The sequence below is a fragment of the Rhodococcus sp. G-MC3 genome (genome assembly GCF_030063335.1).
Lineage (GTDB): Bacteria > Actinomycetota > Actinomycetes > Mycobacteriales > Mycobacteriaceae > Rhodococcoides.
Map to the genome: position 1 here is coordinate 54,631 of NZ_JASISW010000017.1, position 14,536 is coordinate 69,166.

The 14,536-nt window shown below is 65.0% G+C and carries 9 protein-coding genes; 5 read left to right on the top strand and 4 right to left on the bottom strand.

The features are described 5' to 3' along the window. Positions 1–42: 42 nt before the first annotated feature. Positions 43–2,187, bottom strand: coding sequence for a LuxR C-terminal-related transcriptional regulator (locus tag QMK17_RS18345; protein WP_283510730.1), 2,145 nt, complete (start codon positions 2,185–2,187; stop codon positions 43–45). A gap of 4 nt (positions 2,188–2,191) precedes the next feature. Continuing rightward, entirely contained in the window at positions 2,192–4,009 is a 1,818-nt protein-coding gene (locus QMK17_RS18350; RefSeq protein ID WP_283510731.1) for an Hsp70 family protein, read from the bottom strand. Positions 4,010–4,212: 203 nt separating this feature from the next. Between QMK17_RS18350 and QMK17_RS18355 the strand changes: the two genes are divergently transcribed. From QMK17_RS18355 to QMK17_RS18365, 3 genes are all read left to right on the top strand, one after another. Beyond that, complete coding sequence (locus QMK17_RS18355; RefSeq protein WP_283510732.1) at positions 4,213–7,086, top strand: IniB N-terminal domain-containing protein; 2,874 nt, start codon at positions 4,213–4,215, stop codon at positions 7,084–7,086. A gap of 106 nt (positions 7,087–7,192) precedes the next feature. Then, positions 7,193–9,004 carry a dynamin family protein gene (locus QMK17_RS18360; protein WP_283510733.1) on the top strand — a complete coding sequence of 604 codons (1,812 nt, stop codon included), beginning with the start codon at positions 7,193–7,195 and terminating at the stop codon, positions 9,002–9,004. Further along, complete coding sequence (locus QMK17_RS18365; RefSeq protein WP_283510734.1) at positions 9,001–10,455, top strand: dynamin family protein; 1,455 nt, start codon at positions 9,001–9,003, stop codon at positions 10,453–10,455. Before QMK17_RS18360 ends, QMK17_RS18365 begins: the two co-directional genes overlap by 4 nt. A gap of 23 nt (positions 10,456–10,478) precedes the next feature. On the opposite strand, the gene QMK17_RS18370 is transcribed toward QMK17_RS18365, so the two are convergent. Further along, positions 10,479–11,027, bottom strand: a complete 549-nt coding sequence (locus QMK17_RS18370) for a hypothetical protein (RefSeq protein WP_283510735.1) — start codon at positions 11,025–11,027, stop codon at positions 10,479–10,481. Between the two features lie 183 nt (positions 11,028–11,210). Then, complete coding sequence (treS, locus tag QMK17_RS18375) at positions 11,211–13,391, bottom strand: maltose alpha-D-glucosyltransferase (RefSeq protein WP_283510736.1); 2,181 nt, start codon at positions 13,389–13,391, stop codon at positions 11,211–11,213. Between the two features lie 238 nt (positions 13,392–13,629). On the opposite strand from treS, the gene QMK17_RS18380 reads away from it, so the two are divergent. After that, positions 13,630–14,124, top strand: a complete 495-nt coding sequence (locus QMK17_RS18380) for a Pro-kumamolisin, activation domain family protein (RefSeq protein WP_283510737.1) — start codon at positions 13,630–13,632, stop codon at positions 14,122–14,124. Positions 14,125–14,148: 24 nt separating this feature from the next. After that, a complete protein-coding gene (locus QMK17_RS18385; protein WP_283510738.1) occupies positions 14,149–14,280 on the top strand; it encodes a hypothetical protein in 132 nt (43 codons plus the stop codon). The last annotated feature ends 256 nt before the right edge of the window (positions 14,281–14,536 follow it).

Here is a 14,536-nt window from a genome sequence, read left to right on the forward strand (position 1 = left end):
CATCCATGTCGCTATAGGCCACTCTGGAGTTACATAGTTCGGCTACAGGTCCGGTGAACCCGTGCCGTAGCCCATGGCCCGAAGCATCGACAGCAGCTCCGATCGGGAGCCTGCACCGAGTCTGCGTCTGATGCGGGCGACATGGTGTTCGACGGTTTTGGCCGAGATGTAGAGCCGTGCGCCTGCCTCCCGATAGGTGACGCCGAGGACGAGGAGTTCGGCTACCTCGGCCTCGCGGGCGCTGAGCGATCCTTTGATCTCGGCAGAAGCGGAGGCGGCGACGGATACCGGTGCTGCCGCCGGTTGACGCAGTGAGCGTGCGACGTGGAGCAACGTGGTCGCGGCACGCGTGTCGCCGACCCGCAATGCTGCCTCACTCGCCAAGCGTGCGCCGTCCCACGAATGTCCGACACGAGCGAGCGAGTGTGCCGCGGCCTCCACTTCGGCGACCTCGGGGCGGCCCTGCAGAACGGCGAGCCAGGCTCGTCCGGCTGCGGCGAGCACCGCGCTGTACTGGTTCGATTCGGCGGCTTCGGCCAGCGCTTGTGCGTGGGGAACCAGATCGGCCGGACGCTCGGATTGAATGGCGGCCTGAACGCCGTACCAGTGCAGCGCGGACGTCCACGCGTGTGGTTCGTTCAGGCCGGCACGCACTGCATCGGCTTGCGCAAGGAGGTGCGAGAGTCGTTCCGGTTGGCCGACGCGTACCGCTCCGAGCCAGAGCTCTCCCACCGGCAGAAACGACAGAAGGTCGACGGAGTAGCGCGAGATGATGTCCTGCGCGTCCTCCCACGCCTTGGTGAGAGATCCGGAGTCGCCGGAACGCCGTGCGAGGCCGACGCGGATGCCGTGCAGGAACAACTGATCGCGACTGTGGCTCTGCGGGATCTGAAGAGCATCTGCGCGCGCAAGTGCGGCGACGAGATCTCCCGACAGCATGGTCGTCCAGGCCTGCAGCAGGGCGATGCGGTGGCGTTGGTGATGGCGCACGGGGAGCGAGGCAAGAGTGGAGGCCGAGATCGATTCGGCATGGGCAAGGTCTCCGCCGTGCAGCGCCAACAGGATCGCTGTTGCCGCTGCCGAATCCGGGCTCACTCGCCGAGCCGGATTCGTGGACAACGACACTGCCCGCATGAGCGTATTGGCGGCAGCCGTCGTCTCCGCCGTCGACGTCGCGTCGATCGACTGACGCAGTCCTTCTGCAAGCAACGTGAGCGAGGCGCCCGATGCGGTCGGCGGTGCCGCCGAACTGCGGGTGGACATGGCGTCGGCGGCGGCGCGGTCAGCGGCGACAAGGCACGTCGCGACGCCGATATCCGAGTCGGCGCCCGCACGTTCGGCACCGAGCCAGGTGAACAGCGCGGCGCTGCGCGATGCCATGCCGCTCTCGGCTGCGATCGTCGCCGAAATTCTTACGGCGGTGCGCAATTCACGGACGCCGACGGAATCGAAGTTTTCGAGCACTGTGTCGCAGAAGTTCTGGGCCGATGCAAGGTCGCCGAGCACGGCAGCGGTTTCGCCGCGCTGTGCGGCCAAGGCCCGGTCGTCGGCGCCCGCTGCGACTGCGTAGTCGTAGAGTACGACAGCTGATTCGGGGGCCGCCGCGGAGGCCGCAGTCTGTAGGAAGTTCGCCAATTCCGGGTTCTTGATACCGGCCCGAACCAATTTCACGGCGGTTATGTCGTCGAGAGTATCCGTCTTGCAGCGATATTCGAGCAGTCGTGTCAAGATCGCTGTCATTCGCGGCGGGCCGAGCACCTCGGTCAGTGCCCGATCGACATCGGGGAGCGCGGTAGCCGAGACGGTCAACACACCTGATGCAACAGCGCCGTCGAGGATCGATCCGGCGTCCCGCGGCGGGGACTCGTTCAGATCGGGGAGCACTTGAAGATCGGCGATCGCTTCGAGATCGGTGCCGACCCCGAAATGAGCGAGGGCGACGACAGCCTGCTCGGATTCGGCCATCGCGCGAAGAATGTCGATCTGGTGGGAATGAACTGCGTCGCCGATGACCTTGGTGAGCGCCACGTCGGCGGATGCCGTCTGCGCAGCATCGAGTGCGACGTCGACGGTGACCTGACATCCACCGGTGATGGTAAGGATCGTTCTCGCCAGAGCGCCCGAGATCGGTTGGCCGCGGGTGCTTGCGTGGGCTGCAATCTCGGCTTTCGTCAGTGCGACGGGCACGGAGCTACTGACCGGTCAGGTTGGGGAGGAGGTCGCCGACGCCCTGTCCGACATCGCCGAGGGTCGGTCCGTTGTAGGCGGGGGGCGTGTAGGCCGGAGGAGGGTTGTAAGCCGGGGGTGTGTACGCCGGAGGGTTGTAGGCGGGAGGGTTGTAGGCCGGGGGTGTGTAGGCCGGAGCTGCGTCGGCCGGGGGTGTGTAGGCAGGCGCGGGGACGCCGGGGTCCGACGCGTTCGGTGCTGCGGGAACCGGGGCGGCGGGAGCGGGCGCGCCGGCCGGAGACCCAGCCACATTCGGGTCGGCGACCACTGTGCCGTCGGGCGCGATCACCGTTCCTGCCGCGGGAATCAGCGTGCCGTCGGCTGCGACAGTCGGTGCAGGCAGGCCATTTTCGGTGGTCTGGTTGACAGCGGCGGCGGCCTCCGCTGTGGTCTTGGGTGCCGTCGTCGATGTCGTTCCAGCGGTGTTCTCCGACACCGCGGTCTCGACCGGGGCGTCGCCACCGGTCAGCGCGGTTCCCAGCGACAATCCGCCGCCGGCGAGGATCGCCAACGCAGCCACCGATGCGAGCACGATTCCAGCCTTCTTGCGGCCGGACATGCCGGTGGCTGCTGCGGCGGATGCGGCGGATGACGGTGCCGGACGCGGTGCGGAGCGGGTGAGAGGAGCCGGCGCAGCAACGGGTGGCACATCGGCGACGACCGACTGAGCGACCTCGTTTGCGATCAGAGCACCCCCGATGGCGGGAATGCGATCGGGATGCGGTCCGGTGACCACCGGTGCGCGCAGTTCCGACGAAATGAGCTCGGCGACAAGAGGAATGCTGGAACTGCCACCGGTGAGGAGAACCTGGGTCACGTCGGCGGCGTCGAGACCTGCGGTGTGCAGCGAATCGCGGATCAGCTCGATCGAACCCAGAATCGGTTGCCGGAGTAGATCCTCGACCTCGTCGCGCACCAACCGGGTGTCGGAATGCAGACCGGGGAGATCGACGGTGAGCGTGGTGGCAGTGTCGTAGGAGAGCTGTTCTTTCGCCTCACTGCAGCGCGCACGCAGTTCGACGAGGGCGCCGACGGTGTCGGGATCGAACGGATCGAACTCGAACGAAGTGCTGCTCGAGACGGTCTCCAACACGTACTGGGTGATCAGATGATCGAACTGAGCGCCACCGAAATCCTGCGAGTGAACACCGTTTCCGATTGTTCCTGCTTCGGACCCGGTGCGCATCAACGTTATTGCGAGCGAGTTTCCGCCGAGGTCGTAGATGACCGTCAAGCCGTCGCTGGCGGGTCCGCGCGAACCCTCGAGCCAGCGCATCGCCGCACTCGACTCGGGTACGAGGGTGGCGTCCTCGACTCCTGCGCGATCGAGCGCCTCGCGAAGTACGTCGGCGGTGTAGGAGGACCAGCGGTCGGGGTGGGTGATCACCACGGTGGGGTTCGAATCCGCGCCAGCCGACGCCTCCGCCACGAGGGCACGGGTAGCGGCGGCGAACAGGTCCTCGGCGAGATGAGATTGGCCGTCCTCGTCGATCAGCGGAACGGGATCACCGACGCGGTCGGCGAAACCGGACAGAGTTTGGCGTCCGTTGCGCTCCGAGGTCTCGGCCAGGCTGGGCTCAGATCCTGGGTGTAGATCGAGGGCCGATCGCTTCACCACTGTGGGCATTGCCTCGTCGGTGGCGAAGTCACGTGGTGCATACGGGTCGTGTGAAGTATCGAGGGCAGCCACCGAGGTGACCGTTCCGATCCGTATACCGAGCCCTGCACTCATCATCATCTCCGGCTTCTTCTCACACAAGCGCCGCCCGACGCTGTTGTTCATGTCGAAATCATGGCACCTTTCGTTACGTCTCACAGGGGGTGGACACGTGTTTGCGGGGAAACCCCCTAACGCTTGCGAATCCCCTAATGCGTCACCCCTGGTTCACCTGTTTCGAGCAGGGGGATCGACCCCGTTGGGAGAACCATCCGGAACCCATAGCTTTGTGATCAACCACGAAATCCATCACTGAAGGAGCCACGATCATGGCCACCAACGCAGTCCTCGACTTCATCCTCAGCCTCCTCCGCAACGACGATGCGGCCGCCGCATACTGCGCCAACCCGGAAGCTGCGCTCTCCGCAGCCGGCCTCGTAGACGTGAGCCACGCAGACATCGTTGCCGTCGCACCCCTGGTCGCCGAGTCCGGCTTGTTCGCCGGAGCGGGTTCGCAGCTCTCCGCGATCCTCGGCGTCGGTGCAGGCGCTGCCGGAGGCATCGAGGGCGGACTGGCAGGCGGAGCGGCAACCGGCGGCGCACTGTCCACCGGCCTCGGCCTCGGTGCCGGTGCAATTGTCGGCGGAGGACTTGCAGGCGGCGGACTGATCGGTGGCGGCGTCGGCGGCGGATTCGGTGGAGACCTCGACCTGGCGGGCGACATCGCGGCTTCGATCGGCGCAGCACTGAGCGCGGCACTCGCGGTGGGCGGCGAAATCGGCGTCGACCTCGGCGCAGCCCTCGGCGCAGCTCTGGAAGCAATGATCGGCGCCGGCGCATCGATCGACCTTGGTGGCGCGGCCGATCTGGGCGGTGCCCTCAGCGGCCTCATCGGCGCAGGCATCGACCTCGGCGCAGACGTGACAGCAGAACTGAACGTTGCACTCGACGCAGCACTGGGCGCAGTCGGCGGCATCGACCTGGGCGCACTCGTCGGGATCGACGGTGCTCTCACCGGAGCACTCGGAACCGTCTTCGGCGTCGGCGGCACCATCGGAGCAGACCTGGGCGCAGCGCTCGGCGACGTGTTCGGTGCCGCGATCGATCTGGGCGCAATCGATCTGGGCGGAGAAGTCGACGCCGGCCTCGGACTTGCAGGCGGACTCGGTGGCGCACTGACCGCCGGACTCGGCCTTGCCGGCGGTCTCAGCGGAGGAATCGCCGCAGGAGTCGGCACCGCACTCGATGCAGCGCTGAGCGCAGGCGGCGGACTCACCGCAGGCATCGGCGCAGGCCTCGAGAGCGTCTTCGCTCTGCAGACCGGCCTGGCAGCGGCCTTGGGAACCTCGCTAGGCGCTGTCCTCGACGCAGGCGTGCTCGCCGAGCTCGACCTCGCGGGCCTCGCAGGCGTCGACCTCGGCGGCATCGTCAGCGGAGCGTTGGGCACCGCACTCGATCTCGACGGCAGCATCGTCGCCGATCTCGCGACGTCCCTCGGAACCGCAATCGACGGCGCAGTCGGCGGGGCACTCGATCTCGGCGGAGCGTTGGATCTCGGCGGAGCGTTGGATCTCGGCGGAGCGTTGGGCGCAGGAGCAAACCTGGAGAGCATCCTCGGCGCGGCCTTCGGCGTCGGTGGAGAAGCAGGCGTCGGCCTCGGTGCCGCTCTCGACGCAGTCGTCGGAGCAGGCGGAGCACTCGACCTCGGTACCGCGCTCGGCGCCGGAGCAGCGCTCGGCGGCACGTTGGATGGCGCACTGACGGCAGCACTCGGCGCAGCCGCTGATCTGGCAGCCGGTGTCGATCTGGAAGCTGTCACCGACATCGGTGCAGGGCTCGGAGTAGGTGCAGGGCTCGAAGGAATCTTCGGCGCCGAAGGCGGCCTCGCGTCGACCGTCGGTTCCACGCTCGGTGCGGTGCTCGACGCAGGCGCACTCGCAGACCTCGACCTCGGTGCCATCGCCACCGGTGACATCGGAGCCGTCGTCAGCGGAGCCCTCGGCACCGCACTCGACCTCGACACCAACGCAGTCGGCAGCCTGACCGCAGCACTCGAATCGGCGATCGACGCGTCGGTAGGCGCCGACATTGCAGCAGCCACAAACCTCGAAGGCGTTCTCGGCGCAGCCTTCGGCGTCGGCGGAGAAGCAGGAGCCGGCGTCGGTGCCGCACTCGACACAGTGCTCGACACCAGCACCGCACTCGATTTGGGAGCAGTACTCGGCGGCGAAGCGGAACTCAGCGGAGCGCTGAACGGCGCAGTCGATGCAGCGCTCGGCGCTGCAGCCGGCGTAGCAGGAGCCGGTGACCTCGGACTCGGTGCCGTTGGAGGCCTGACCACAACGGCAGACGCAGGCCTTGCCGCTGTTGGTGGACTCACCACAGGCGCAGCGGCAGGCATCGACGGCGGACTTGCCGCCGTCGGAACTGCGGGCGCAGGCGTCACCGGAGGGCTCGCAGCCGTCGGAGATGCAGGCGCAGGCCTCACAGGCGGACTGACCGCCGGCCTCGGCGGCGTCGCTCAGACCGGAACGGACTTGGGCGCAGGCATCACCGGAGCGGTCGACGGGACGGTGGCAGGTGCCGCTGACCTCGGCGGATCGCTCGCAGGCACAGTCGACGGAACCGTCGGAGCAGGCGTGGACGCTGCCGCTCAGGCGGGCGCCGACGTCGACGGATCCCTGCAGGGTGCAGCGGACCTCGGTGGTTCGGCTGTCGGGACCTTGGGTGCCGGACTGAACGCCGGACTCGGCGGAGGTGTCGACGCCGGTGCTGACGCTGCAGGCGACGTTGCCGGTGGAGTGGCCGCAGGTGCCGATGCTGCCGGTTCGGTGGCAGGTGAAGTTGCCGGTGGTGTCGAGGGCGGAGTCGCTGCCGGTGCGGATGCGGGAGCGGACGCCGCTGCCAACGCTGTCGGTGGGATTGCAGGCGGCGCCGACGTGATCGGCGGCGCAGCCAGCGGCGTCATAGGTGGCTTCGACGGTGCAGCGGACGCTGCGGGCAGTGCGTCGAGTTCGTTCGACTCCTGGTCCTCGGTGGACTCCAACGTGTTCGGGCAGGCACAGGGCGACTCGTCACTGCAGGGTGATTCTTCCTTGCAGTCGGACTCGGACTCGAGCCTGCACGGCGATGTCGATAGCGCGGCGCACTCCGTCGCCGACGCTGCCACCGTGGACTACCACACGGATCTGCTGAACCCGTAACTACATGTTGGAGGAAGAGGCTCTGGGTGGTTCCATACGCCCGGGGCCTCTTCTGTCGTTAGAGTTCACTAGCGGCAGGACAAGTACGTGTATCCGAAAGAAGGCTATGGACGGGCAAGCGAAACAGCTGGCCGATCTGCTCGATCGAACTGCGGCAGTGGCGCAGACGGTCGGGCGGTCCGATTTGGTGTCGAGAATGGAACTTGCCAAGGAGCGGGTACTCGACCCGAGAAGACGAATAGTCGTGGTAGGGCCCCTGAAGCAGGGAAAAAGCCAGTTTGTGAATTCGTTGCTCAATTTGAGTGTGTGCTCGGTCGGGGACGACGAGACGACGGCGATTCCGACAATTGTCCAGAACTCCGAACGGTCCTACGCCGAACTCTTGTTGGCGGATCCCGGCAACGATTCCATACGTGCCGAAGTACCGCTAGAGGAGTTGCAGGACATCACCCCCGCGAGTCCCCGCGCCGAAGGCCGTGAAGTTCTCAGGCTCGAAGTCAACGTGCCGAGTCCGCTGCTTGCCGACGGGCTCGTGCTGGTCGACACTCCAGGGGTCGGTGGGCACGGAAACCCCCATGCAGCAGGAACATTGGGTCTGATTCCATCGGCGGATGCCGTGCTGGTCGTCTCCGACGCGAGTCGTGAGTTCACCGAACCCGAGATCGCTTTTCTGCGTCAGGTGCTCGGCCTGTGCCCTTCGGTCGCTGTGCTGATCACCAAGACAGACCTGTATCCACATTGGCGTCGGATCGTCGAAGCCAACCGAGGACACCTCGAGCGCGAAGGGCTGGACGTCCCGATGATTGCGTTGTCCTCCCTACTGCGATCGCACGCGCTCCGGTTGAACGACGAAGAATTGAACGCCGAGTCCGGTTTTCCGGAATTGTATGACTTCCTACGGGAGCGCGTCGTGGCGCGTGCCGACGCCACAACACGCGGAGCTGTCTCGCTCGACATCCGTTCGGTCACCGAGCATCTCACTCTGGCGATGGGCAGTGAACTGGCTGCACTCCGTGATCCGGAGCGTGCTGCCGCCGCCGTTGCCGGATTGCAGAGGGCCAAGACTGCTGCCGAGGAACTGCACAAGAAGACCTCGCAGTGGCAACAGACACTCGCCGACGGAATCGCAGATCTGGCGTCGGACATCGATCACGATCTGCGAGATCGACTTCGGCGCGTCACCCGTGAAGCGGAGGAGACTGTCGACGAGGGAGACCCCGGCGCGGACTGGGTGGAACTGGGCAATTGGCTGGAAGAGCAGATCGCGGCCTCCGTCGGCGACAACTTCGTATGGGCGCACGAGCGGGCGCTGTGGTTGGCCGAACTCGTCGCCGAGCACTTCGCTGCCGCAGGTGCAGTGACGTTGCCCGATCTCGATCTCGGCGATCTCGACAATGTTCTCGAACCCGTTGCCTCCCTTGCCGATCTCGAATCCGGCAAGACCGGGATCACGCAGAAGGTGCTCGTCGGAATGCGCGGTTCGTACGGCGGTGTACTCATGTTCGGGTTGATCACCACGTTCGTCGGCCTCAGTCTGCTCAATCCGATTTCGATCGGTGCCGGTGTACTGCTGGGCACCAAGGCGTACAAGGAAGACAAGGAAAATCGGGTGAAGAATCGGCGTGCGGAGGCCAAGATGGCCGTGCGGCGTTTCACCGACGACGTCAGCTTCCAGGTCGGCAAGGAATCGAAAGATCGCTTGCGCCAGATCCAGCGTGTGCTGCGTGATCACTTCACCTCGATTGCGGAACAGACACTGCGTTCGCTCAACGATTCACTTCGCGCTGCTCAGGACGCCGCGAACGTCGAGACTGCTGAAAGGGCAACCAGAACAGCGCAACTCGATCGAGAGATGAAGGTGGTTGCGGAACTCAATGAGCGCGCGGCCGCACTAGTGCCGAGTGAAGCAGTACGGTGACCGCTCTGGCCGACGCCCGGGCGCTCATCGCTGCCGCACGCTCCGCGTATTCCATCGACACCCACGCGGCCTGGTCGCTGACGGAATGTCTCGACCGACTGGATCAGCCGTTACGCGTCGCACTCGCAGGCTCGCTCAAAGCGGGTAAGTCGACGTTGCTCAATTCGCTGGTCGGGCAGGATATCGCCCCGACGGATGCGACAGAGTGCACCAAAGTGGTCACCTGGTACCGCAGCGGTGCAACCCCCAATGTGACTGCCTGGTACGACGGTGACAAGTCAGCGCATGTTCCCGTCCAACGCCGCAGCGGCCGTTTGACGTTCGACCTCGGTGAGTTGACGGCGTCTCGTGTCGACCGTCTCGATGTCGAGTGGCCCGCTCGTACACTTACTCAGACCACCATCATCGACACCCCCGGCACCTCGTCCCTCTCACGTGACGTTTCGGCGCGCACACTGTCGATGCTGACGCCGGAGAATTCGTCGTCAGGTGCGGATGCTGTTGTCTACCTTCTTCGCACGCTCAACGCGACGGACGTGTCGTTCCTCGGGCAGGTCGGTTCGCACGTGGGCGGCGAGTCGGGGCCGCTCGGTGTCGTCGGTGTCGTATCGCGAGCCGACGAGGTCGGATCCGGCCGCATGGACGCAATGATGTCGGCGAAGGAGGTTGCGGCGCGGTTCGCGTCGGAATTGGAGGCGACCGGTCTCTGTCAGGCGGTCGTTCCGGTTGCCGGGCTGTTGGCGCTCGCGGCGGAAACGTTGCGGCAGAACGAGTTCGCAGCATTCGAGGCGCTCGCGCAGGTCCCCGACAATGATCTCCAGTTGGCCCTGCTGTCCGCAGACCGGTTCTCCAGGCCGGGGATGCTTCCGGTGGACGCTGAACTGCGCGCGTCGATCGTCGATCGGTTCGGGCTGTTCGGTATTCGGATGGCCATCACGTTGATAAAGCTCGGTGTTCGTGATTCGCCAACCCTCGCCGCGGAGTTGGTGGAGCGAAGCGGACTGAACGAGTTACGTTCCGTCATCGATGTCCAGTTCGGTCAGAGAGCCGACCAATTGAAGCTGCACTCGGCGCTGGTGGCACTGCAACGGACATTGGAGGCACGGCCGATAGCGGAGTCTGCTGCGTTCCGCGCCGAGGCCGGGCGAATGCTGGCCGACGTACACGGATTTCAGGAGCTGAGGCTGCTCGGTCGAATGCGTTCGACCACGCCGAAGCTACCCGAAAACGAACTGACCGAACTGCATCGACTCATCGGAGGCGTTGGAATCGACAGCTCGACCCGTCTCGGACTCGATCCCGATGCCGGTGCGGCCCAACGGCACGGTGCTGCGTTGGCTGCAGTGCAGAAGTGGCGCAGGCTCTCCGAGCATCCGATGCTCGATCAGTTCACCGCTCGGACGTGTGCGGTGGCAGCGCGCAGCGCCGAGGGCGTTGTCGCCGCAGGCTAGCGTGCACAGCTGCTCGACCAGGATTACCGCCTGCGAATTGTGGAGGCAGCAACGGTGGCGATCACGGCGAGCCCGGCGCACACCAAAGGTCCCCACCGAAGCGCGCCGCCGGCTACCGATGCGGCGTCGGACATGAACGACCAGAAGAGGATGGATGCGCCGATCGTGCCCAGGCCTGCGACCAGAAGCACGATGATCGCGTACGACTTTCTCGCAGCGGACAGTGACAATCCGATACCAGCCACAACCAACAGTAGAACCGCGGTTGCCGCACTGCCCAGCAACGTCACCTTGGCAGTATCGGCGATGTCGGTATCGGTTGCTCCCGAGCTGCCGCGCGCCAGCATCGTCTCCAATGCAGTGGCGACCTCGTCGTACTCGGTCGCGGCCACCGCTGCGAGTGCGAGGACGACCAGCGCGAGCGCGCCCCACATGAGCAACGCCACGCGATAGGCGACCGACGGCCTCGTCACCACCTCGCGGGGACGGAGTGGTTCGACCGCTAACGCCGGTCGCTTCGGTTGTGGCCGCAACTTGGGATCTGGTGGACGAGGGCTACTGGCGTCACTCACAATGCAGGAGTCTATCGGCCCACAGTGTGAGCGGAACTGACCTGTGGAACACGATGGACAAGAGAATTGGCCTGGCCTTCGCGATCGCCCGCTCCGGCCCACGGGCAATCGCACACCGATCCCGAAGTTGTCGGGACGGATGACACGGGCGAGCAACCGTGTGTGTCCACTCCGGCGGCGGTGCTAGCGGAGGATCACCGGCACTCCCTGATACGGCCCGAGCGTCATCGGAAAGCTGTGCAGCTCGTCGACGACGCCGATGTCCGTGTCGTCGAACATGTCGAACACACCAGCACCGGGGGTGAGGTGCTTCGACTGGACGGTCGCGACGATCTCATCGGACGTGAAGTTGATCACCGTGGCTTGAATGGTGCCCTGGCCGAGTTGATGAACAAGGACGAGGAGACCCTTGTGCGAGACCGTCGGGACGTCCAACTGCTGGGCGGTGGCGATGCCGAACCTGTTGCGGATCTCGATGATTCGGGCGAGTCGACGCGCGAACGAGTTCGAGTCCTTCAACTGGGCCGGCAGTGGACCGTACAGGCTTCGGCCTCGCGGAATTCCGGATTCCGATCGAACGGCGTCCGGGTAGCTGTCCATCAGGTCGTGTGCGCCGCGGTTGATCCAGCGCGTGTCGCCTTCGCGGATCAAGTCTTCGACATCGTCGGCTGCAATGGGCAAGACGCCCAGTAGGTCCCAGCCGGAGAGCGCGAACACGCCGGGCTGCAACGCGTTGTACATCGCGAGCATCAGGTGCGCAGTCTTGACGGTTTCGATATCGGACTCGTCCATCCTGTCCAGATCGCGGATTCCCAGCGATGCCGTGATGACACTGGCTGTGGTACAAGCGATTCCGTTGGTGGTGAACGTCCGGTTGTACGGTGCCCAGCGACCGGTGAGTCGATCGGTCAGCTCGGTGCGAATCTGATCTCCGAGATCGGACCCTTTCACTACCTCACCGCAGTAGGCGAACTCGTCCTCGGCGTGGAGCGTGGCGAAGTGAATCAACTCGAAAGTGAGTTCGTCGTGGTTCTGCAGCGCATGCACCAGCGAGGCCGGGTCGACGCCATGGTCGCGGGACAACGACATGGTGAGCCGGAGGAACTCGGTGTTCCCCATGACGAGTGCATGCTGATAAGCGGGACGGTTGATGAAGTCGTAGGACAGGTCCGCGCCGTTCTCGCCCATCGCCTTGATGTCATCGATGGTCAGGTTCAGCTCCTGGAACGTGAACCCACCCATTTTGCGAACGACGCTGGCGATCAGATGATTCGCGGCCTCGGACAATGGGTGGCCCTCGGACCAACCGGGCCCCTCCGCTCGGCGTTCGGCGCCGAGGAATCCGTTGGCGTCGAGCCTGAGTGCGCCTGCACCCAGGTCGGCGATGGAGTGGCAGGCGTCACCGATCACCAGCCGCATTCCGGCGAACGAGGGGTCGAGCCAGTTGATCGACGGCTGACCCGCTTTGAAGTAGTGCAGGTAGACCCAGCGACGTTCGCGGCCGTCGATGCCGATCACGGGAGCTGTTGCGCTCCAGTTTGTTTCCTTGACACCGAGCTCGTAAAAAATGACGCGCTGGAGCTGGCCGATGATATAGCCGGCGCGCGCGAGGTTGGCCTCGGCTTCGGCGTCGATGTTCTGTGAATCCGCTCCGGCGCGTACCCGGGGGAGAAGGTGCCAGTCCTCCGGTTCGATCTCGACCATATGGTAGATGCCGGGGTAATCGGCGACGGCCATCTCAGCGAGCCTGAAGTCGGCGCCTTTCCCGGTGTGGCCTGGGACGATGTCGTCGATGACGATGCCGTCGTATGCCGATGCCACGACGCAGAGGCGTCGGAACTCCTCCTCGGAGCCGAACGCGGGGTCGATCTGCATGCCGATGCGGTCGAAGTGGCCGTCCACCGAAGGCGTCGGGCGCCAACCGTGGATTCCGCCCGCAACCTTGACCGGCCCGGTATGTACTGCGGTGATCCCGATTTCAGAGAACGCCTGCCAGAGCGCCTCGTCGCCGAGGGTGCTCAGGAAGCTTGTCTGTGGCGCATTGATGACCGAGATGGGGTATGCGGTGAACCACACGGGTGCACGTTCGACGGCTCCGCGGGGGTTGGGATCGGCATAGGGGTTCTGCCACATGCTTCCCTTGCCGGAGAGTTGCTCGGCGATGAGTTTGGCGTCGCGCAGCATCGACTGTTCGGTCAGCCACTCGACGTACTCGGGGTTGTCGGCCGACGGATTGCCGTCCTGGGGTTTGAATCCGTTTCGGTTCGCGCGACGAACGGACGGGCGCAGCGGGCGGGGCCTGGCGGGATAGAACTTTTCGTCGTAGGTGATCTCGCTCGGTTCGTGCTGCACTTCGGGATCCATGTGCCTCCGTAGCCTCTTTTCTTCAACCCTACGTAGAGAACGCTGCATTTGCAGACTTCCATAGTTCCCCCGAACTCCGAACTGGGAAACATCGGTGTCGGTGAATTACATCGGTGTAGTCCGTGACCCGCCGAGAACAACAATGTCACTCGATCGAGACTCCTCGGTCTGGAATGTCCGATTGAAATCGGTAATAGTTGTACGTATCAATAACCCCTTCAGCCACAGGAGTAACACAATGCGCCCCTTCGCTCGCGCCACCGTCCTGGCCTCGACGGCCACTATTGCCGCCGCCGTCGGTGCGTTCGCACTGGCGCCCATTGCGTCGGCCGAAGAACCGGTCCCCCCGCCCGCCCTCGGCTCCGCTGCAATGCCCGAAGCGCCGGATCTAGTCATCACCGTCGGTGCACAGTGCGCCCGATTCGACGACAAGGCCGAAGCCGATACCGCGGCGCTCGAAATCGTCGTCAAGAACGTCGGCAAGGGTGCTGCGTCGATGGTGGCGACCAACTTCGTCGTGTTGCCCGCCGCGCCGGGAGTGTTCAACGAGGACAAGATCGACGCCGGCGAGACTGTCACCTACACGGTGCCCAGCAAGGACGCCGAATGGGTCTCGCGTCCGGCAGGCGCGGCAGTATTCTCGCCCCAGCTCGACGCCAATTACCCGGACAATGTGGCATTCGGACTGCTCAACGTCGATTGCGTGCTCGCCGGGACGCCTGCCGCCGAGTAAACGCTGTGGGCCGGCGGGTCGTTCGTGTTCTCCGCCGAGCCCGCCGAGAAGAATCCGGTAGGCCTAGTCGGAAGTCTTTCCGGTGCCGCGGCCGCCGTTCTGATGGCGTTGAGCAATCCCTTCATCCCCGAATCCGCCCTGCACGTCGCTGGGTGATCCGATCACTGCGACCACGACTCGATCGAGTCGTGGTCGCAGTGGTTTCAGCACGCCCTCGAGTCGCAGGGGTATGTGCGCGGAAATACGTCCCCTGCGACGTATTTCCGCTCACCTGCGCGAAGCGCCACCCCGGGAACAAATCTGCGAGTACCTCCGTTAACCCTTTCGACAGCCTTGAGTGGATGAGGCTCAAGTCCGAGTTGACAGACGATCGAAATGTCTTGCAGACTTGAGTGAGGTTCGCTCAGCTAGG

Coding starts and splice junctions, on each gene's coding strand:
- QMK17_RS18350 (WP_283510731.1), bottom strand. CDS start 4,009: ATGAACAACAGCGTCGGGCGGCGCTTGTGTGAGAAGAAGCCGGAGATG.
- QMK17_RS18355 (WP_283510732.1), top strand. CDS start 4,213: ATGGCCACCAACGCAGTCCTCGACTTCATCCTCAGCCTCCTCCGCAAC.
- QMK17_RS18360 (WP_283510733.1), top strand. CDS start 7,193: ATGGACGGGCAAGCGAAACAGCTGGCCGATCTGCTCGATCGAACTGCG.
- treS (WP_283510736.1), bottom strand. CDS start 13,391: ATGGATCCCGAAGTGCAGCACGAACCGAGCGAGATCACCTACGACGAA.
- QMK17_RS18380 (WP_283510737.1), top strand. CDS start 13,630: ATGCGCCCCTTCGCTCGCGCCACCGTCCTGGCCTCGACGGCCACTATT.